The sequence below is a fragment of the Nocardia sp. NPDC051463 genome, assembly GCF_040681975.1.
Lineage (GTDB): Bacteria > Actinomycetota > Actinomycetes > Mycobacteriales > Mycobacteriaceae > Nocardia.
Genome location: NZ_JBFBAB010000026.1, coordinates 56,745 through 76,320 on the forward strand (window position 1 = coordinate 56,745; position 19,576 = coordinate 76,320).

Annotated in this window: 17 protein-coding genes and 4 tRNA genes; 12 read left to right on the forward strand and 9 right to left on the reverse strand. The window is 65.9% G+C overall.

Features of this window, described 5'->3' with window-relative positions:
- Positions 1-26 precede the first annotated feature (26 nt).
- A tRNA-Lys gene (locus AB0M74_RS27410) sits at positions 27-99 on the reverse strand.
- Positions 100-948: 849 nt separating this feature from the next.
- On the opposite strand from AB0M74_RS27410, the gene AB0M74_RS27415 reads away from it, so the two are divergent.
- From AB0M74_RS27415 to AB0M74_RS27435, 5 genes are all read left to right on the forward strand, one after another.
- On the forward strand, positions 949-1,614 hold the full coding sequence (locus AB0M74_RS27415; protein ID WP_366529172.1) for a TetR family transcriptional regulator: 666 nt from the start codon (positions 949-951) through the stop codon (positions 1,612-1,614).
- A 94-nt stretch (positions 1,615-1,708) separates the two neighbouring features.
- Positions 1,709-1,781 (forward strand) — tRNA-Glu (locus tag AB0M74_RS27420).
- 28 nt (positions 1,782-1,809) lie between these two features.
- Positions 1,810-1,883 (forward strand) — tRNA-Asp (locus AB0M74_RS27425).
- A gap of 59 nt (positions 1,884-1,942) precedes the next feature.
- Positions 1,943-2,016 (forward strand) — tRNA-Phe (locus AB0M74_RS27430).
- Positions 2,017-2,331: 315 nt separating this feature from the next.
- The gene (locus AB0M74_RS27435) at positions 2,332-2,514 is read left to right on the forward strand and encodes a hypothetical protein (protein WP_366529173.1); all 183 of its coding nucleotides are present in this window, start codon (positions 2,332-2,334) and stop codon (positions 2,512-2,514) included.
- Positions 2,515-2,572: 58 nt separating this feature from the next.
- On the opposite strand, the gene AB0M74_RS27440 is transcribed toward AB0M74_RS27435, so the two are convergent.
- A complete protein-coding gene (locus tag AB0M74_RS27440) occupies positions 2,573-3,838 on the reverse strand; it encodes a cytochrome P450 (RefSeq protein WP_366529174.1) in 1,266 nt (421 codons plus the stop codon).
- 506 nt (positions 3,839-4,344) lie between these two features.
- On the opposite strand from AB0M74_RS27440, the gene AB0M74_RS27445 reads away from it, so the two are divergent.
- Positions 4,345-5,064: a polyprenol monophosphomannose synthase gene (locus tag AB0M74_RS27445; RefSeq protein WP_366529175.1), complete on the forward strand. Its 720-nt coding sequence runs from the start codon at positions 4,345-4,347 to the stop codon at positions 5,062-5,064.
- A gap of 86 nt (positions 5,065-5,150) precedes the next feature.
- On the opposite strand, the gene AB0M74_RS27450 is transcribed toward AB0M74_RS27445, so the two are convergent.
- Together AB0M74_RS27450 and AB0M74_RS27455 are read right to left on the reverse strand one after the other, a co-directional pair.
- Positions 5,151-6,650, reverse strand: a complete 1,500-nt coding sequence (locus AB0M74_RS27450) for an HAD-IB family hydrolase (RefSeq protein ID WP_366529176.1) — start codon at positions 6,648-6,650, stop codon at positions 5,151-5,153.
- Positions 6,650-9,109 (reverse strand): glycerol-3-phosphate 1-O-acyltransferase, encoded by a 2,460-nt coding sequence (locus AB0M74_RS27455; RefSeq protein WP_366529177.1) that lies wholly within the window; start codon positions 9,107-9,109, stop codon positions 6,650-6,652. Before AB0M74_RS27455 ends, AB0M74_RS27450 begins: the two co-directional genes overlap by 1 nt.
- Positions 9,110-9,227: 118 nt before the next feature.
- On the opposite strand from AB0M74_RS27455, the gene AB0M74_RS27460 reads away from it, so the two are divergent.
- A complete protein-coding gene (locus AB0M74_RS27460) occupies positions 9,228-10,004 on the forward strand; it encodes a DUF2127 domain-containing protein (RefSeq protein ID WP_366529178.1) in 777 nt (258 codons plus the stop codon).
- A 57-nt stretch (positions 10,005-10,061) separates the two neighbouring features.
- Positions 10,062-11,372 carry a nocobactin biosynthesis salicylate synthase NbtS gene (gene nbtS / locus AB0M74_RS27465; RefSeq protein ID WP_366529179.1) on the forward strand — a complete coding sequence of 437 codons (1,311 nt, stop codon included), beginning with the start codon at positions 10,062-10,064 and terminating at the stop codon, positions 11,370-11,372.
- A 63-nt stretch (positions 11,373-11,435) separates the two neighbouring features.
- Here the strand turns inward: nbtS and AB0M74_RS27470 are convergent, their stop codons facing one another.
- The gene (locus AB0M74_RS27470; RefSeq protein ID WP_366529219.1) at positions 11,436-13,049 is read right to left on the reverse strand and encodes an AMP-binding protein; all 1,614 of its coding nucleotides are present in this window, start codon (positions 13,047-13,049) and stop codon (positions 11,436-11,438) included.
- A 242-nt stretch (positions 13,050-13,291) separates the two neighbouring features.
- Between AB0M74_RS27470 and AB0M74_RS27475 the strand changes: the two genes are divergently transcribed.
- The gene (locus AB0M74_RS27475; RefSeq protein WP_366529180.1) at positions 13,292-14,170 is read left to right on the forward strand and encodes an oxidoreductase; all 879 of its coding nucleotides are present in this window, start codon (positions 13,292-13,294) and stop codon (positions 14,168-14,170) included.
- 73 nt (positions 14,171-14,243) lie between these two features.
- Here the strand turns inward: AB0M74_RS27475 and AB0M74_RS27480 are convergent, their stop codons facing one another.
- Positions 14,244-14,867, reverse strand: coding sequence for a disulfide bond formation protein B (locus AB0M74_RS27480; RefSeq protein ID WP_366529181.1), 624 nt, complete (start codon positions 14,865-14,867; stop codon positions 14,244-14,246).
- Positions 14,867-15,031 carry a DUF5993 family protein gene (locus AB0M74_RS27485; RefSeq protein WP_366529182.1) on the reverse strand — a complete coding sequence of 55 codons (165 nt, stop codon included), beginning with the start codon at positions 15,029-15,031 and terminating at the stop codon, positions 14,867-14,869. Before AB0M74_RS27485 ends, AB0M74_RS27480 begins: the two co-directional genes overlap by 1 nt.
- A 516-nt stretch (positions 15,032-15,547) precedes the next feature.
- Between AB0M74_RS27485 and AB0M74_RS27490 the strand changes: the two genes are divergently transcribed.
- Both AB0M74_RS27490 and AB0M74_RS27495 read left to right on the forward strand, forming a co-directional pair.
- Complete coding sequence (locus AB0M74_RS27490; protein WP_366529183.1) at positions 15,548-16,018, forward strand: carboxymuconolactone decarboxylase family protein; 471 nt, start codon at positions 15,548-15,550, stop codon at positions 16,016-16,018.
- Between the two features lie 297 nt (positions 16,019-16,315).
- Positions 16,316-17,407 carry a 3-deoxy-7-phosphoheptulonate synthase gene (locus AB0M74_RS27495; protein ID WP_366529184.1) on the forward strand — a complete coding sequence of 364 codons (1,092 nt, stop codon included), beginning with the start codon at positions 16,316-16,318 and terminating at the stop codon, positions 17,405-17,407.
- A 182-nt stretch (positions 17,408-17,589) separates the two neighbouring features.
- On the opposite strand, the gene AB0M74_RS27500 is transcribed toward AB0M74_RS27495, so the two are convergent.
- Entirely contained in the window at positions 17,590-18,183 is a 594-nt protein-coding gene (locus AB0M74_RS27500; protein WP_366529185.1) for a GNAT family N-acetyltransferase, read from the reverse strand.
- 104 nt (positions 18,184-18,287) lie between these two features.
- Between AB0M74_RS27500 and AB0M74_RS27505 the strand changes: the two genes are divergently transcribed.
- Positions 18,288-19,211, forward strand: coding sequence for a sigma-70 family RNA polymerase sigma factor (locus AB0M74_RS27505; protein WP_366529186.1), 924 nt, complete (start codon positions 18,288-18,290; stop codon positions 19,209-19,211).
- A gap of 60 nt (positions 19,212-19,271) precedes the next feature.
- Here AB0M74_RS27505 and AB0M74_RS27510 read toward each other — a convergent pair whose 3' ends face one another.
- Positions 19,272-19,508, reverse strand: a complete 237-nt coding sequence (locus tag AB0M74_RS27510) for a hypothetical protein (protein WP_366529187.1) — start codon at positions 19,506-19,508, stop codon at positions 19,272-19,274.
- Positions 19,509-19,576 lie beyond the last annotated feature (68 nt).

Consider the following 19,576-nt stretch of genomic DNA (forward strand, 5'->3'; position numbering starts at 1 on the left):
GGTATGGAACCGGACGCCCGACGAGGTGCCCCCAGTAGGGCTCGAACCTACGACCTGCGGATTAAAAGTCCGTAGCTCTACCAACTGAGCTATAGGGGCGCGGAGGGACAGTGTAGTGGGCCCGGCGTGTATCCGGTAACCGGGGCGGCGGCGCGTCCGATGTGGCTCGGCGCGGCTGGTTCCTGCGTCGTGCCCGCGCCGCCGAGAGGCGATGCGACGGCGGGTAACAAAGGGTGCGAGCGTGGCGATGCTGCCGGTAAACGTTTGGTACCCAGCTTTGTTCATTTCGCCGAGACATGGATATCATCGAAACATGTTGCCTACCAGAGTATTTGGATTTGCGGGTGGCGCGGGACCGAGGCTCGGGGGAGCGCGTCGTCGGCGCGGGCTGGTGTCGCGTGTCGAATGGACACGTCATCGGTCGGCCGGTCGACTCGGGTGAACGTGGCTGCGACGCTGTCGAATTCGGAAATCGAGCAGGCGACCCGAATTGATTGCGAGATGTTTGCTGTAACAGATAGTCGGGCCTGGTTGCGACCCTACTCTCCAGTTTGCCGCGTGTCGGATGACGATTCCGGGTACGGTGGCGACTTGGTGAATACCGGAAGAATCGCCGTCTTGTCCGGCGTTCCGGAATTCGGCCTATCGTTGTTGTGTTCGAACGTGTCGCGACCGGTATGGCCGATCGTGGCGAACTACGAATCGACACCGGGGGAGGCGGATCCGAGACGAAGAAATACCCGGGTGCGCACCCCCTGCGGCGCACCCGGGCAGGAAAACTATACCAGCTGGTGTGTTTGAGGTTTTTCGCAAGTTTTCGTACCGAAAGTTTGAAACTGGGCGAAAACCCGGTTTGAAGTATTGATAAAAACTCATAACTTCGCGCCAAGGGTCTGTTCCTTTGGGGGCATCGATTGGCGGCGAGTAGGCTTCGGAGGCGTTTCGAGCATGGCACGGCAGCAAGAGCGGGCCCGCCGGACACGCGCGGCGATTATCAGGTCCGCCGCCGTTGAGTTCGGGAAGAGCGGCTATGCCGCTGCATCGCTCAACCGCATATTAGAAGGATCGCGCGCCACCAAGGGCGCCATGTACTTTCATTTCGATTCCAAGGAAGATCTGGCTCGAGCCGTACTGGAGACGGCGGTCGAGCGCTATCGCGCGTCGGCCGAACGTTGGCTTACCAGAACGGATCTCAGTGCGTTGGACATCCTGCACGGCATGATCGACGAGATGGCGCTGCGACTGGAGCACGACATCATCGTCCAGGCCGAGTATCGGTTGATCATCGAGCCCGACTTCTATCGGGACGTCCAAACCGGTGGTGGACGGATTCTCGGCCGCGCTACCAGGATGCTCACTGTCCGCGCCATCGAGCAAGGGCAGCTGCGCACCGGCGCGGACCCGGACCGCTTCACCCGCACGCTGGCCGCCGCACTCGCGGGCCAGCGCTACATGGTGGACCTCTTCGGCGGCGGGGCGGATCTGCGCGCCAGATTCCAGGAGGCGCTCGAGGTGATTGTCGAGGCCATGGCCACTCCGGAGTGGGCCGAGAAGTTCCGCAAGGATGGCTGGCAGGCTCGAGCCCGCCTGGAAGACCTCGGTTTAGGGCTGTGACCAGCCGGTTTGGAAAGCTACACCGGTCTGTCATAAGCTAACCGAGCTCCCAACGGATACCCGTTGAAAGCCGGTCTGGAGGAATCCAGGACGAGCCCCCTTCGTCTAGCGGCCTAGGACGCCGCCCTTTCAAGGCGGTAGCGCGGGTTCGAATCCCGTAGGGGGTACGGTCTTCGGATCGTTGGTAGCACGCAAGGCCCTGTGGCGCAGTTGGTTAGCGCGCCGCCCTGTCACGGCGGAGGTCGCGGGTTCGAGTCCCGTCAGGGTCGCAAGATAAGTGCCGGAGCAATCCGGCACTTCGCGTATGGCATTCAATACGGGTGCCTGCGGCCAGGTAGCTCAGTTGGTACGAGCGTCCGCCTGAAAAGCGGAAGGTCGCCGGTTCGATCCCGGCCCTGGCCACTCGCAAGCGGGCAAGCCCTGCACGGAGAAATCGCGTGCATCGGCTTGCTCGTATTTTTGTTTGTGGAGGCAACCCCGTGCCCCGCCAGGCGGGGCTTCGGCCCGCGGACCCCCGGATAGGGGTCACGTTTCCGCCCCGGGCCTCCGGACCAGGGTTACGTTCGGCTCCCGGCTCCCGGCTCCCGGCTCCCGGCTCCCGGCTCAGGTTCGGCCCGTTGACCCTCCGATGTGGTCACCTTTGTCCCAGGCCAACGGTCGCGTCGGGCTTTGTCCGAAATATCGGATCGGCTGGCGGATCGGTGGGATGCTGGGGGTATGGCTGAGCGCTGGTATTACTGCCTGAAGCACAACCGGGCCGAGCACGGGCGGCAGTGTTGGTTCCGGGATCGGATGGGGCCGTATCCGGATCAGGCCACCGCCGAGCGGGCGTTGGAGATTGTGCGTGCGCGCAATGAGCGCGAGGATGCGCGGGATCGGTCGTGGCGCGACGGCGAATGAGGTGAGCCGCGGCGCGGCGCACGTCGTGGTGACACGACGAGCGCCGCGCACAACCGGGTCAGACCATCGAGAAGTGCGTCTCGTCGTCCCCGACAGGCATGGTCAGGAAATCGGCGGGCGGTGCCAGACGGACCGGGAGCGCGGCGAGGCCGCGGATCAGCAGGCTCTTACGCCAGGTCAGCTCGCCGACCGCCACGTTCAGCGACATCGTCGGAATCCTGGCGAGGAGCCGGGTGAGTGCGACGGTGGCCTCCGTTCGAGCCAGTGCCGCACCCAGGCAATAGTGGATGCCATGGCCGAAGGCGATATGCCTGTTGTCGTCGCGCTCGGCGTCGATCCGGTCCGGTTCGGCGAACCGTTCCGGGTCGCGGTTGGCGGCCGCGAGAGAAATCATGATGAATTCGCCCGCGTCGATGTCCTGGTCGCCCAACGTGATCGGTGCGGTGGTGTAGCGGGCCGTGGCCAAGTGCACCGGACCCTGGCAGCGCAGGATCTCCTCGATGTAGGCCGGGATTGCGCTGGGGTCCGCCCGCAGTCGCGCGGCCGCCGGCGGATCGCGCAGTAGTTCGAGCACGGCGTTGCCGATCAGATTGACCGTGGTCTCGTGCCCGGCCGCCAGCAGGAGGAACAGCATGGAGATGAGTTCCTGCTGGTCGAGTCGGTCGCCGTTGTCCTTCGCGACGATGAGCTCCGAGAGCAGGTCATCGCGCGGGTTGTCGGTGCGCACCGCGATCAATTCCGTCAGGTACGTGAAGAAGTTGATTCCGGCGCTGGTGCGTTCCTCGATGCTGGCCGAGTCGTTGACAACGACGGCGGTCCAGGAGCGGAATGCGTCTTTGTCGTCGTCCGGCACGCCGAGCAGCTCGCAGATCACCGCGATCGGCAGGGGAAAGGCGTAGGCGTCCAAGATATCGACGGTTTCCCGGGTGCTCATGGTGTCGAGCAGCTCGTCGGCGATCGCGGTGATCCGCGGGCCGAGATCGCGGACGGCGCGGCCGGCGAACGCCTTTACGACGAGGCGTCGCAGTCGGGTGTGCTGTGGCGGATCGGCGAACAGCATGTTGTCGTTGATGGCGCCGTTGAACATGTCGTCGGCGCCGTTCTTGGCCAGCACGGCCCTGCCCTCGGGCGAGCTGACCTTCTTGCTGATAGTCGGCTCCATGAAGGCTTGCTTGGCCACATCGTGGTCGACGATCAGCCAACCGAGCACCCCTTCCAACCGGACTCGATGGATGGGCCCGCGCTCGCGCAGCATCTGGTAGATCGCGTGCGGGTCCTGGTAGAACTCGTCGGTCAATTCGAGAATCTCGTGCGCGGCCGTCACCGGCCACCACCGGCCAGCGACGTGGCGGCGGCTGCGGCCGAGGGGGAATTCGGGTAGTTCACTTGCCCTGAGTCCTTTCGACGTTCGTACAGTTCTGACATACGCCGATGCAGCTTCGAGCCGCGACAGTGGCAGTGCTCGCCCGGTGGCAGGCCGTGCCGAGGCCGGGATGAGGACGGCCGACGCCGTGCAACTCGATGGGGTTATCGACCAGGTCTGCATCGGTGGAAGGTCGAGCAGTTTCGATCGTGTGTGAACCAGAAAAAGCCCGGCGAGCGGACCGGCCGTGGTGCCGGCAACAGAATGTCCGTGCGCCCGAGGCATTTCCGAGCGATTGTTGCACAGGTAGCCGGGTCGGCCCTGGAGGCTGGACGAAAGTTGACCGAACGTCGGGGAGTGCGCTCAGGTGCTGTTTAGGTCGATCAAGTACGGTTTCCTGAAATCAGACGAATGCTCGGGGTCCTGTCGTGGGCTCGGGGCTGACAGGTGAGCAGGGAGGGCGACCCTTGAGGGTTACCGTTGTTGTGCCGACCTACAACGAGCGGGAAAATCTGCCGGTTGCGGTGGAGCGGCTGACGGCGCTGCCAGTGCCCGACCTGCATGTGCTCGTGGTGGATGACAATTCGCCGGACGGAACAGGCGAGGTCGCCGACAAGTTGGCGGTCGAGCTGCCGAATGTCGTCGGCGTGCTGCATCGCACCGAGAAGGACGGATTGGGCCGGGCCTATATCGCCGGGATCACTCGGGCGCTGGACGAAGGCGCTGACGTGGTGATCCAGATGGACGCCGATCTATCCCATCCAGCCGAGGTGATTCCGGCGATGTTGGAGAAGCTGGCCACCACCGATGCCGGCGTGGTTCTCGGATCGCGCTACGTTCCGGGCGGGTCGACCGCCGCGGAGTGGAAGTGGTACCGCAAGGCGCTCTCGTCGTGGGCCAATTTCTACGTGAACCTGATTCTGCGGCTCGGTGTGAAGGACGCCACTGCCGGTTTCAAGGCGTGGAAGGCGGATACGCTGCGCGCGATCGACGTCGCCTCGATCCGCAGCAACGGCTATTCGTTCCAGGTCGAGATGAACTACCGGACGATCAAACAGGGCATCGCGATTGCCGAGGTGCCGATCCGTTTCGAGGAACGCACCCTCGGCGCATCGAAGATGAGCCTCAAGGTGCAGCTGGAGTCGGCCATGATGCCGTGGAAGCTGCTCCTCGGTCGCAAGGTATAGCCGAACGCCCCAGGGTCCCGCATCGCATTCGACTGCGGGGCACTGGGCTTTGTTCGGCAATGCATTGTCTGGTCTCGCCCGAAGCGTTAGTCCGCGTCCGTTTTCGGCCAGTTCAGCAGCGTGTCGAGGTAGAGCTGCCGTACCGCTTCGACCTCGTCGTCCATATCGTCGGGATCCCAGTTGCTCACATCGATGGGCGCGAGGATCGCGACATCGACCGTGCCCTTGCGCGCGACCATCGAATTACGCCACGAGATTTCGCCCGCGTTGCGGATCACCACCGGGATCACCGGCACACCGGCCTGTAGCGCGATATGGAACGCACCCTTCTTGAATGGCAGCGGGCTCGGCGTGTACGAGCGATGGCCTTCGGGGGCGACGGCGATGGATAGACCCGCGCGCAGCGTCTCCACCACCGGCGCCAGCGCGGCCTTGGCCTGCGCGGTATTCGAGCGATCGATGAATGTCACTCCGACGAAACGCATCAACGGCCCGAATATCGGATTACGCGTCAGTTCCTTCTTTCCGATACCGGTGACGCCGCCCGCCAGGACCTTAGGCACGATGATGACGTCGAATTGGCTCTGGTGGTTGAAGAGAAATACCGCAGGCCGTGGCGCGCGCGCATGCTCCGCTCCGGAGACGCGGATTCGGACACCGATAGCCCGAAGGGTGCCGCGCGTCGCATAGGTCATCAGCCCATCGGCCATCTTCCTGCGCTGCCGTGTGTAGGACTTGGCGATCACGCCGAGGAATGCGCCGCCGAGCAGGGCGGCGAATCCCGCGATCGTCCGGCCGTAGTCGGCCGGGCTCGGCGTCTGCCGCGGCCGGAACGTCACCTTCGACCAATCCTGTTCGGCGGCAACCACACGGAGCCGTCTATCGGGATTCACCGCCACCGGGTGGCCGACCAGCGATAGCAACGGCAGATCGGCGAGAGTGTCGGAATAGGCGAAGCTTCGGCTGAGGTCGATGCCCCTTGCGGCCGCGAAATTGCGGACCGTATCGGATTTGCCGTTGCGCCACAACGTTTTTCCCTCGACGTAGCCGGTGAGGATACCCTCGCTGGTTGCCATCGGGGTGTACAACACGTGCTCGATGCCGAGCGCGGCGGCCGCGGGCGCCACCTGGAACCTGGTCAGCGAGGTGGCGAGTACCACGGTGTGGCCGGCGGCCTCATGGGTTCGGATGAGCTGCCACGCTTCGGGATATAAGCGCCCGTAGATGCACCGTTCGAAGAGGCGTTGGCCGAGCGCGTCGAGTTCCGCTTCCGACCGCCCCGCCAGCGTGTGCATGGACAGGTGCACGAACCGCCCGTACTCGCCGTCGGTGAGGCCGTTGCGAATGCCGCCGAGCAGCGTTGTGGCCGCTGTTCGCGAGGCCTTCGGCCGCAAGACGCGCCGCAACAGTGCGGGCCGGGCGAACCCGTCCACGACAGTGCCGCCGAAGTCGAAGACCGCGGCGACTTCGGGTCCCTGCGGGCCCGACCGGATCGCGGCGATCGCCGCTTCGAGGTCTGTTGGCGCGGTCCCGCTGTGCGCGACAGTCGCGCCGTCCTGCCGCGCCGCCGCATCGCGCGCACTCATCACGGCTCCTGCACCAGTCGGTTCGACGGATCCAGGGTGGCGGCCTGGGAAATACGGCTGCCGATGGCGCGCAGTCGTTCGGCGAACTCGATTCTGCGCTTGGTCAATTCGGCCCTGCGTTTGGCCGAATCCCGCCCGACCGGGGTGAGCAGCCCGTGGTTGTCCGCGAGTTTCAGTGCGCTGGTGAACAGTTCGGTCGATACCGACTCCGGGCTGTGCAGCCGCTGCTGCAGCATCATCTGTTTGCCGACCCGGACGCACTCGTCGATGAACAGCTTGCTGTCGATCTCCTCGGCGGGGTCACGGGCGGCAAGTCGTTCGGCCACCACCAGTTGCGCGTCGAAGAAGGAGCGCAAGGTGCGGTGCGCCATCATGAATCCGGAGGCGGTGAGGGTGGCGAGCACATCGGTGCCGAAGGTGTCCTCGGTGGTGTGGGTGTTCCAATCCGGGTCGAGCACCAGCATTTCCGTGGTCATCTGGTCGGCGAACTCGGACCGCTCGGGAAAAAAGAAATCGAACTTCAGCAGGTCGCGCAGTCGGAACGCCTCGTCCCAGCCCGCCTTCAGCTGGTTCGGTGCTGGTGTGTCGAGCGCGGTCAGGATGGATAGTTCGAGGATCGCGCGGTTGATGAACCAGTGCACGGCGCTGTTGCGGTAGAACGCGGCTTCCAGGTGCGCGCCCGCCTCGATCGAGTAGATCGGTTCCAGCCCGCCGCGATAGACGGTGACAACCTTGGCCAGCGACAGCTGTTCCAGCACCACGGCCAGGCTCTGCTCGTCGCGCAGGGCGTCGAGCTCACCGCTGGGCAGCGCGCGCTTCTCGATGTAGTTCAGCACCGGTACGAGCACCGCGCGCACCTCACCGAGGGTCAGTGCGCGTCCGTGCACGCCGAGCAGTGCCAGGGTGGCCAGCGCGTTCACCGTGATCGGAGTGACCGCGTTGATGCCGACGGCGACCTCGAATGCGAGCCGCTGCACGGCCTTTCGCTCCCGTTCGGCGATCTCTTCCTCGGCGGCGGTGGAGCCCGGTGCATCCAGCGGCGTATCGGTGCTGTGCAGCGGAATGGACAGCGGTGGGGTGGCGAGCGGATCGCCGAACGCCGCGAGCCGGTCGCGCGCGGACAGCGGCTCGCCGAAACGCACATAGACGTGTCCGGCCGAATGCTGTTGGCTGCGAATGTAGCGTGCCAGCCAGGCCAGGCCCTCGGGCTTCTTCTGCCCGCCCACCTGCTCGGTGGCGATGGCGCCGAGCTCGTTGAGCCGCTCATAGGTGATCGACACCGGCACCAGCATGACGTCGTCGATGCGATTGGAACGAACAGCGGCGGCAAGATAATTCAGCAGCCCGTAGCGCGGCGGCCGCAGCTTGCCGGTGCGGGTGCGGCCGCCCTCGAAGTACCACTCCAGGTTGAATCGCTTGGCGAGCAGGTAGGCGAAGTATTCCTCGACCACCGCCTTGTAGACCTCGTCGTCACCGAAGCTGCGCCGAATGAAGACGGTGCCGGTGCGCCGGGCGATCGGGCCCATCGGCCAGAAGCTGAGGTTGGCGCCACCGATCACATGGTTCGGCGGAAAGTCATTGCGGGCCAGCACGTCACCGAGTACGAAGGCGTCGACGTAGGAGCGGTGCGAGGGCAGGAAGACCAGCGGATAACGCCGATTGAGGGTCCGCAGTCCGGCGAGCCCGGATTCCTCGGTGTGCACCTTCCAGGTGGAGGCGTGCACCGGCCGCATCGCCTGGGTGAACAGGTCCGAGACCAGTCTGCTCTGTGCGGCGACGAGTTCCCGCAGTCCCTTCTCGGCCCTGCCGTACACCTCGTGCGGGCTCGCGCCGATTTGGTCGGCGATGACATCGAGCCGGTGCAGGAAGTCTGGGGAGTCGAGGATCTCCTCGGCCACCAGCCGCGGCACCTTGTACCGATCACCGATCACATTGCGTTCGGCACGTTCCAGCACCACGAGTGCGGCGCGCAAGATGGCGCGGGCGAACGGCTCGGCGGAGCCCGCGATGAATAGCGCGGTGGCCTCGGGGTTATTGGCGCGCAGCTCGCTCAGCAGCGCGGGCTGCCCGGTGAGCACCACGTGGCGGTCGGGCGACTTGCCGATCAATCTGCGCTGGGCCAGCCGGTTCGGCTTGCGCGGATTGCTCAGCAGCGCCATGTCGGCGAAGGTGACACGGCGGACCCCGTCGCGTTCGGGGGGCAGCCACAGCACACGCACGGGGACGACCAGTGGATCGTCGCTGCGGCCTGCCAGTCGGGTGGCGATGGCATCGGCGTCCAAGTCCAATTGGGTGACGGGTGCGTGCACACCGAATTCCTTGGCAATGCCGCCGTCGGTGAGCCAGGCGCCGACGAGTTCGCGTTCGACTCTGGAGCTCGCGTCGACAAGGGCCACCACCGATCCGGGTGTCGTTGCTCGCTGAGCTTGCGCGGGTGAGTCCCCGCGGTGATCAATCATGACCAGATCCCTCCGCAACTGACGTTCCCCCTATTCAAGCCCGCCACAGCATTCCGCGCAGGAACTCCGGCTCGCGAGTTCGCCGTGTGTCGGCTGTCGCGCCCATTAGGCTGCGCGCATGGACTGGGCGTTGCGCGCTTGCGGCTGGCACGGCCACTACACCTACGCGCCGGACGAGCCCGAACTACGGGATCGGCTGCGCGTCGATACGGTAGCCGGGCAGGCGTGGCGCTGCCTGCGGTGCGGCACTTTCGTGCCCGGTGACCCGGTCGGCTCGGGGCCTGCCGATCACGCGCCGGAGGTGCCGCGTGGCAGATTGCTCCGGGACCGCTGGCTCATGCGCGCGCTGGCGATCGAGCGGTTGCTGCGTGGTCTGCTGCTGGTAGTGGCCGCGGTGGTCGTCTTCGAATTCCGATCCTCCCGCGAGACCATGCGGGCGGCATTCGATCAGGATCTGCCGCTGTTGCGGCCCTTCGCCGATCAGATCGGCTGGGACATCGACCGATCCAAGCTTGTGCGGCTGGTCGGTGAGGCCTTCGACCTGTCGAACACGACCTTGCTGTGGATCGGGTTCGGCATCCTCGTGTACGCGGGTTTGCAGGTACTGGAGGCGGTCGGGTTGTGGCTGGTCAAACGCTGGGGTGAGTACTTCGCGGTTGTCGCGACGAGCCTGTTCCTGCCCCTGGAGATCTACGAGCTGACCGAGAAGATCACCGCGCTGCGGATCGGCGCGCTGGTGGTCAATATCGCGGCGGTGGTGTGGTTGGTCTACAGCAAGCGGTTGTTCGGGCTGCGTGGAGGCGGCGCGGCGTATCACGCCGAGCACAGTGCGGAGAGTCTGTTGAGTGTCGAAAGGGCGGCGGTAGCTGTGGCTGTCGGCACACTTCCGGCCTAGCCAGGTAATGCTAACCTTACTTCTCAAAGTTAGGTCAGCATTACCTTTGGAGGATCGTTGTCGACCACGGAGCGCTTGCGCCTGGAGTACGTGACCGATCCGGCGGCAGCGATGTCCCGGCTGGCGGCCGCCGATCGGTTCGGCGATTACGTCATGTACGAGCGCCCGGGTGAATGGGTCTTCGCGGCCGATCCGCTCGGCAGCGTGGAACTGGACGCGCACGAGCTGCGCGTGGTGTGGGCGGGGCAGACCACCGTCAGTGTGTGGGAGGGCAGCCCCGGGACCGTCATCGACCGCGCGCTGAGCGCGCTGCCGCTCGGCGGCCGCCAGGCCTACGGGTGGATCGGATTCGAATTCTGTGCGTGGGCACTGGAAGCCACCGCGCATCTGCATCCACGGACGGCACTGGCACACCTGATGATTCCGCGCATCGAGGTGGCGATCGGTGAATTCGGCGTGCGCATCTCGGGTGCCACTCCGGCCGAGACCTGCGATATCCACGATCTCATCGCGGCCTCGCAGGAGAGCGAACTGCCGCAGGCGCATCCGGCGGATGTCCGCCAGGATCCCACCGGATACCGCGACAGGGTCGCCGAAGCGGTCGGCGAAATCCGTTCGGGTCGTTATCAGAAGGTCATTCTGTCCAGGAAGGTCGATCTGCCTTTCGTGGTCGACGTGCCGGCCACCTACCGGCTCGGTCGCGCCAACAACACTCCGGCCCGCTCGTTCCTATTGCGGCTCGGTGGACTCGAGGCGGCGGGCTTCAGTCCGGAATTGGTCGCGTCGGTGGACCAGGATCGGATGGTTACCACCGAACCGCTGGCAGGCACCCGTGCCTTCGGGCGCGGCCACGATGCCGACATGGCGGCCAGGGCCGATCTGATCACCGACCCGAAAGAAATTGTCGAGCACGCCATTTCGGTGCAGACCTCGTTCAGCGAGATCACCTCCGTCGCCGATCCCGGCACGCCTGCGGTCTCGGATTTCATGGCGGTGCGCGAGCGCGGCAGCGTCCAGCACCTCGCCTCCACGGTGCGCGGCAGGCTAGCCGCCGACCGCACCAGCTGGGACGCGCTCGAGGTGCTCTTCCCCTCGGTCACCGCCTCTGGCATTCCGAAGCGTGCGGGCGTCGATTCCGTCTTCCGCCTCGACGGTGCACCCCGCGGACTGTATTCCGGTGCGGTGGTGACGATTTCCCCGACCGGCGCGATGGAGGCCACGCTGGTCCTGCGGGCGGTCTACCAGAACAGCGAGGGTGCGTGGCTGCGGGCGGGTGCGGGCGTTGTCGGCCAGTCGCTGCCCGAGCGTGAGTTCGAGGAGACCTGCGAAAAGCTGGACAGTATCGCCCCGTACGTGGTGAAGGCTTAGCGGCCGGATCAGCCGCGAAAGGCCCGGCCGTCGGAAACTCGGCCGAGCCTCTTGCGTGGGCGGTCAGGTTTCGGCGCGCAGCGCCTTCTTGTCGATCTTGCCGACCGCGGTGAGGGGCAGGGAGTCGGCCTGCCGCAGGAGGTCGGGGAGTTTGTAGGTGGCCAGTCCGCGGTCGGTGAGGAAGGTCTTGACCTCGGCCAGGGTTGGCATGGCCGCGTCGACTACCAGTACCGCGCAGACCTTTTCGCCGAGGGCGGCGTCGGGCAGGCCGACCGCGGCTGCGTGCCGGACGGCGGGGTGGGCGAGGAGATGTTCTTCCAGCTCGTCGCAGGAGATGTTCTCGCCGCCGCGGTTGATGACGTCCTTGATGCGGCCGGAGACGATCAGGTGGCCGGAGGGGCGGCGGCGGACCAGATCTCCGCTGCGGTAGTAGCCGTCGGGGGTGAACGCGCGCGCATTGTGCTCGGGGGCGCGGTAGTAGCCGCGAATTGTGTAGGGGCCCTTGGTGAGCAACTCGCCTTCGGCGCCGGGGGAGACATCGTTGCCGTCGGCATCCACCACGCGGACCTCGTCGGCAGCGCAGAGCGGTCGGCCCTGGGTGGTGCATACGGTGTCGGCGGAATCGTCGAGGCGGGTGTAGTTGAGCAGGCCTTCGGCCATGCCGAACACCTGCTGCAACCGCACTCCCAACGCGGGCTCGACATCGCGGGCGTTCACCTCGACCAGCCGGGCGCCGCCGACCTGGAGCAGTCGCAGCGATCCGAGATCGGCCTCTTCCCATTCGGTTGCCGCGCACCACAACTGGGCCAGTGGCGGAACCACGGCGGTGACCGTGACGTGATGCTTTTCGATCACGGCGAACGCATTTTCCGGACTCGGATCGGTGAGGAAGGCGATCGCGCCGCCCACCGCGATGGTGCCGAGGATGCCGGGGCAGGCCAATGGGAAGTTGTGTGCCGCGGGCAGTGTCGCGAGGTAGACGTCCGCCTCGGTCAGTTCGCACACTTCGGCACTCGCGGTGGCGTTGTAGACGTAGTCGTCGTGGGTACGGGCGATCAACTTGGGTAGGCCCGTCGTACCGCCGGAGACCAGCATCAGCGCGATATCGCTCGGATCGATGGTCGGCAGCGAATCGCCGTTGCGCGGTACGGAATTCAAAGCGGTAAAGATGCCTGGATCGCCCAGCACCAGCACGTGCTGCACTGTCGGCACGGACTGCTGGAGGGTCGCCGCGAGGTCGCGGTAGTCGAAGTCGCCGAGGCGGTCGGGGATGAGGTAGGCCACCGCACCGGAAAGGCGGGTCAGGTGTTCGATCTCGGCGCGGCGATGTGCGGGCAACGTGAGCACCGGGATGATTCCCGCACGCAGCAGCCCGAACAGCACGGTGGCGAACTCCGGCACGTTCGGCAACTGCACGACGACTCGATCGCCCGGTGCGATCCCCAGCGAGAGCAGTCCGTGCGCCATACGGTCGGCATCGGCATCGAGTTGCGCATAGCTGCGCCCGCCGTCGCCATCGAGCAGCGCGGTGCGATCGGGGTGCCGGCGCGCCGTCGCACGCAGCAGGTCATCGAGCGGGCGACCGGTCCAGTATCCCGCCGCGCGGAATGCGGCGGCGTCGGCGGCGGGGAAGGGCACGTAGCCGTCGCCGACGGTGCCGTTTCGAGCGACGTGCAAGCGGTCGCTAGCGATGGGTGTCGAAGTCACAGTCGGCCTCACAGGTGGGAGCGCAGCAGCTGTGCGCTGCCGGATCGAAGTCTCTGAACATAGGTTAGGCAACCCTATATTAGATGCTCGACTCCCGCCTGGCCGTATCGATTCGTCGGACGGCGGCGGTCGAGTAGCGGCAGCGACAGCAGCGTGGGCGCAGGGGCCGCGCGCACCCCGAAGGCGCCTCGTATCGGACTAGACTCGCCCACATGGGTGGCTGGGACATATCGAACATTCCCGATCAGGGTGGCCGGACCTTCATCGTCACCGGCGCGAACAGCGGGCTCGGCGCTGCCACGGTGCGAGCGCTGGCCGGTGCGGGGGCCGAGGTAGTGCTGGCCTGTCGCAATGTGGCCAAGGGGGAGAAGGTCGCGAACGAGATCGGAGCGCGTGCTCGAGTACGCAAACTCGACCTCGCCGATCTGGCCTCGGTGCGGGAGTTCGCCGATTCGGTGGACAAGGCCGACGTGCTGATCAATAACGCCGGTGTGATGGCGGTGCCGCTCGGCCGGACCGCCGACGGTTTCGAAATGCAGATCGGCACAAACCATCTCGGCCATTTCGCACTGACCGGTTTACTCCTGGACAAGATTTCCGATCGAGTGGTCACGGTATCCAGTGGTGCGCACCGCACCGGCAAGATCGATCTGGATGATCTGAACTGGGAGCGCCGCAAGTACCAGCGCTGGCCCGCATACGGCCAGGCGAAGCTGGCCAACCTGATGTTCGCCAATGAGCTGCACCGTAGGTTGACCGCGGCGGGCTCGCCGAAGATCTCGGTTGCCGCGCATCCCGGCTACGCCGCGACCGATCTGCAATCGCACACCGAATCGGTTCAGGACACGATCATGGCCTATGGCAATCGGTTGCTGGCGCAGAGCGCCGAGATGGGTGCGCTGCCAGAGCTTTTCGCGGCCACCGAAAAGGTCGAGCCGGGCGCGTTCTATGGGCCGGACGGCTGGCTCGGCCTGCGCGGTTACCCGGCCCGCTCCAGCTCCAGCGCTGCCTCGAAGGATGCCGAAGTCGCGCGTGGGCTGTGGGAGCTGTCGGAGAAACTGACCGGCGTCACCTACAACTTCGGCGCCTGACCTACGGCTTCGGGAACTGAACGGCGGCCGGATGTCCCTGCGCACGGGATGTCCGGCCGAATCCGTTCGGGGCTCAACTCAGGATGTGCAGGTCGTAGAAGAGCTGATAGCGGTTCGGCTCGTCCGGCAGGTACCAGTGCAATCCCTCGAGCAGGAAGACCGCGACCAGGTTGATCGTTAACACGATGCCGAGCAACCACAGCGCGATACGCCCGACCATGCGGTGCGGGGTAGCGGGGATCGCCGGTGCGGCGGTTTCGTGCGAAAATGACAGCACGACACCGATAGTCGCGATCGCGGCAGCGAACAGTATCCACGCCCAGACATACAGGTGCAGGCCGAGCATCGGGTCACCGTAGCCGGGATCGCCAGGCAGGATGTGCAGCATCGTCTGCCGCCAGGACGCGAACCCGCCTGCGACACAACCGACTATGGCCAGGCCCCAGCCCGCGGTGTAATCGCTGGCCTCGATCGTCCCGTTCATGCCCTCGCGCACGATGGACGCGGCGCCCAAGGCGGCAAGCGCCATGAACATGCGCTGCACGATGCACAGCGGGCACGGATACTCCCAGGCGCCGAACTGGAATGCCAGGCCGCCGCAGATGACGCCGGTCCAGCCGATCACGAAAATCACCGCGAGCCAGTACTGGACCTGGCCGAGGGCCGTTCGCGTGGTCGACAGCCGGGTCGTCGTCATCAGTAGCTCAACCCGAGTCCGAGACTGCCAGTGATGTGATGCGCCAACAGCAGCATCGTCGCGAGCAGCAGCACCCACCATGCGCAGACCACCACCCGTCGGGAGCGCTGCTGGAACAGCGCGATCATGGCCGCCAGCAAACCGCCGAAGATGAGCGTGTCCATGGCGCTGAACGGTACTCGTTTCTGGCTCCCACCAGCCGGTATAGGGGACTGACACGCCGCAGGGGCCGATTGCTCGACCGGAATCCGCAACTGGTCGGCTCGGGCCGTGGGTGGACGGCTGCTCGCCCGACCGACCCGGCGAATCATTCGCTCCTGCGGTTCGTCGGCGGCCACGGATTCGGCGGTCGCAATCTTTCGGCGCTGATGGATCTCGTTGCCGCAGAAGAACTCTCGGCGACGTTCGGAATCGCTGTGGCAGTGCCGACCACGTGTAGGGCCCGACGGCTGCCGAGATGGCCGCACTCGATGGCGTGCACGCTTCGAAGTCTCGTCCGTCCTGGGGCGTTTGAAGCAGACGAAAGCGCTGACCATCGGCGACCGATCGGCGCAGCTGGCTCCGGCGCGTCGTCGACGTCGACAAGTGAGTGGTGCGGCTCACCTTCGGGTCGATGTCACATCCCGATGCGCTGCGTCGTCGTCTCTGTGAAGCCATCGATTAGAAAAGGAAGTCATCTCATGGACGCTCGGATGAATCTCTTCGCCAGCCCGGTCACCGCCAGCTTCATCAAGCGACTTACCATGGCGGGCAAGGTCATCAGTGATTCCGCTCTGCCTGCTGCCACCTATGAGCTCGTCAAGATTCGAGCCAGCCAGATCAATGGCTGTGGTTACTGCACCGACATGCATACCAAGGACGCGGCGCACGCGGGTGAAACCTCCGTGCGGCTCAACCTTGTTGCCGCGTGGCACGAGTCGACGGTGTTCACCGAGGCCGAGCGGGCCGCCCTGGCGCTCACCGAGGAGGCCACTCGCATCGGCGACGGTCGTAGCGTCAGCGACGAGGTCTGGGACCAGGTGCGCAAGCACTACGACGAGGACCAGATCGCCGCGCTCATCGGCGCCATCGCGATGATCAACGCCTGGAACCGGATGAACGTCATCGCCCGCACGCCCGCGGGTAGCTATGAGCCCGGCCAGTGGGGGTGAGCGGGCAGCTCCCACCCAGCGCTGAGCCGAACGTCGCGAATCGGTAGCAGCAGGCTGCTCAACGTGACGTTCGGCTCATTCGGCGCGACCGCGCGGCACTGTGCGTTCACTGGCTGGTATCGGCCTGGTACAGTCGCCGACGTGCAGCGCGTGTATTTCTGGTTTAGCGAGCCGGCCCCGGGTGGGTCGGTCTGCGGCAACCTCCTGCGCTGACCAACTTTCCACCCCGAGCCGGATGAAGACCGGCTCGACGGGTTTCCGTCAGTGAGTCGGCCTGACGTAAAGGAACCCACAACAATGACTACTGCTGCCGATATCGATGCGCGGCATTCCGATCTCGATGATCAACGCACCCTCAGTGTGAGCCCATTGCGCTCACCGGCCGAGGTACGTCGCGTGCATCCGATCACCGATCAGCTCGCCGACACCGTGCGCGCCGGCCGCAAGGCCACCATCGACGTGCTCAACGGCGACGACGATCGCTTGATGGTGATCGTCGGTCCGTGTTCGGTGCACGACCCCGCCGCGGCGCTGGATTACGCGCGTCGCTTGGCCGCCAAGGCCGCCGAACTCGACGATCGGCTGCACGTGGTGATGCGGGTGTACTTCGAGAAGCCGCGCACCACCCTCGGCTGGAAGGGGCTGATCAACGATCCGCACCTGGACGGCTCCTTCGATGTCAACACCGGTCTCGGTTTCGGCCGCAAGCTGCTCGTCGACATCACCGCGCTCGGCCTGCCGGTGGCGTGCGAGTTCCTCGACCCGATCACCCCGCAGTACATCGCGGACCTGGTGGCCTACGGCGCCATCGGCGCACGCACCGCCGCCAGCCAGGTGCACCGCCAGCTCAGCAGTGCGCTGTCCATGCCGGTCGGCATCAAGAACGGCACCGACGGCGATGTGCAGGTGGCCGTGGACGGCGTGCGCGCCGCGGCCGCCAGTCACGTATTCCCCGGCACCGACCTGGACGGTCGCGCCGCCCTGATCCGCACCTCCGGCAACCCCGACTGCCATGTGATCCTGCGTGGCGGCAGCACCGGCCCGAACTACGATGCCGCCTCGGTCGCCGAAGCGTGCATCCGGCTGGAGAAGGCCGCGCTGCCGCAGCGGATCGTGGTGGACGCCAGCCATGGCAACAGCGACAAGAACCACAACAAGCAGGTCGATGTGGTCACCGATATCGCGGCGCGACTGGCCGCAGGCGAGCCGGGCGTTGTCGGTGTGATGCTGGAGAGCTTCCTCGTCGCAGGCCGTCAGGACCTGACCCTCGGCCGTGCCGATGAGCTGACCTACGGCCAGTCCATCACCGATGCCTGCCTGGACTGGGAGACCACCGCCCGTCAGCTCGACCACCTGGCCGACGCGGTCGTGCGGCGACGCAACAGCTGAGGTCGCGCGGCTCATTCCCACCCCGGACCCGGTAACCGCCGGAGCAAGTCGCTCGGGCGAACCGGGACCAGGGTGGAGCTCGGTGAACGCGGGGCCGAGTGTGGATCTCGGCTGCGTGGCGGTGGGTCGCGGGGTAAATGCGTCGGTCGAAGCGGCCGCCGAGAACCGGTGTGGCTGTTCGGCTATCGCGGTGTGGCGATGAGGCCGAGCAGATCGCCCGGCCAGCCGTCGGCATAACCCGGTGGATCGGTGGCGAGGCGGGCGGCGACCCAGCTGTCGCGGCGGACGCCGCGCTGCAGGCCGCCGAGCCTGGCCAGGCCCTCGTAGCGAAAACCATTGCGGCGGACTACCGCCGCCGAGGCGTGGTTGCCGACGAAGGCATGCCAGGTGATACGAGCAAGGGCCATGCCGTCAGCCGCGAACCCGAAGTCACACACCAGCGCGATCGCGCGCGACATCAATCCGCGTTCGCGGTGTTCGGGAGCGAGCCAGAAGCCGATCTCGCGCGCCGACTCGTCGACCGCTCCCAGGCCGATCATGCCGACGATCGGGCCGTCGGCCCGCAGGCGAAGCCCCCACGTCGGGTTGTCCGTCGCCCAGCCCCGCGTCACGAACTCGTCGAGGAACTGCTCGGCGTGCTCCCGGTGGTAAGGCACCGGAATCGTCACCCATTCGGCGATGGCCGGATCCTGGCAGCACTCGACGATGGTGTCGGTGTCGGCCGCGGTCGGCGGCGACAACCACACCGTTTCGTCGGACAGTCGGCGTTCCTCCATCCGAGCATGGTGCCATGTGGGCAGGTATGGAATCATCCGGATTTCGCATGACCGGACGCATGCCGTGGTAATCGGGACGTGGCGTAGACCGTAGAATCGGGCCGATGGTTGCCGCTCTTCTCGCCGACTTGTTCGAATCGCATCGGGCACATTTGCTCTCCGTCGGGTACCGCTTGACGGGCAGCGTCGGCGATGCAGAGGACGCGGTGCAGGAGAGCTGGCTGCGGCTGGCGGGTGCGCACCAATCCGAGATCGAGGATCTACGCGCCTGGCTGACCACGGTGGTGAGCCGAATCTGTGTGGACCGCTTGCGCAGTGCCGCGGTACGCAGGGAAAGCTATGTCGGGCAATGGCTGCCGGAACCGGTGGTCACGGCTATCACGCCGTCCAGCACGCCCGACCCATTGGACGCGGTGGTCCGCAAGCAGGAGTACCGCTTCGCGGCCATGGTCGTGCTGGAGACGCTGACGCCGCCGCAGCGAGTGGCATTCGTTCTGCATGACGGTCTTTCGGTGCCGTTCGACGAGATCGCCGACATCCTCGGCGTCTCCGCGGACGCGGCGCGACAGCTGGCCGTGCGTGCGCGCAAGGCCGTGGCACACACCCCGCCCGCGGTGCCGAACGACGAACATGACGCCGCGGTGCAGCGGCTGCTGACCGCCTTGGGTTCCGGCGATATCAGCGCGGTAGCCGCTGCGCTGCATCCGGATTCGACGATGATCGGCGATGCCAACGGCACCACCGCGACCGCGATCAACGTGGTCGGCGGCGCCGACCGGATCGCGCGCTTCCTGCTCGGTCTCGCCCGCAAGTACGGACTGGACGGCTCGACCGACACCCCATCGGTCGATCTCGAATTCGCCGTGGTCAACGGGCAACTGGGTCTTGTGGTGCGATGGTCGGTGGCGGGGGATTGGCCGAGCACCCATCGAACCAGGGTTATGGGGTTCACGGTTCGCGACGGATTGGTCTGGGGCGCTTACGACGTCGCCAATCCCGCCAAGCTGTCGGGAGTTCATCTCGGGTGAAGCGACGCCAGGCCCGACCCTCATCGCCTGGCCTGGCGCCACTTGCTTATCGCCCGCTGGTTACGGTGTCGACGAGCCGTTGAACCAGTTTCCCGTCGACGAGCCGTTGAACCAATTGCCGGTAGAGGACCCGAGGCCGCCGCTGCCGGTCGATGATCCGAGTCCGAGGTCGGGTGTCGAGGAGCCCAGGAAAGAGTCTCCGATCAGCAGATGCGCGATGTTGCGAAGCAGACCCAGCACTGATCCGGCGACCTCCGACGCGGCCGGATGCAGTACTAGGTCGAGGTACGAGGCCATAATCGCCCCTTTCGAGATTCGCCATGCGGCGAGATGTGAGGTAGAACACGGCGAGGCTAGCCCTCGTC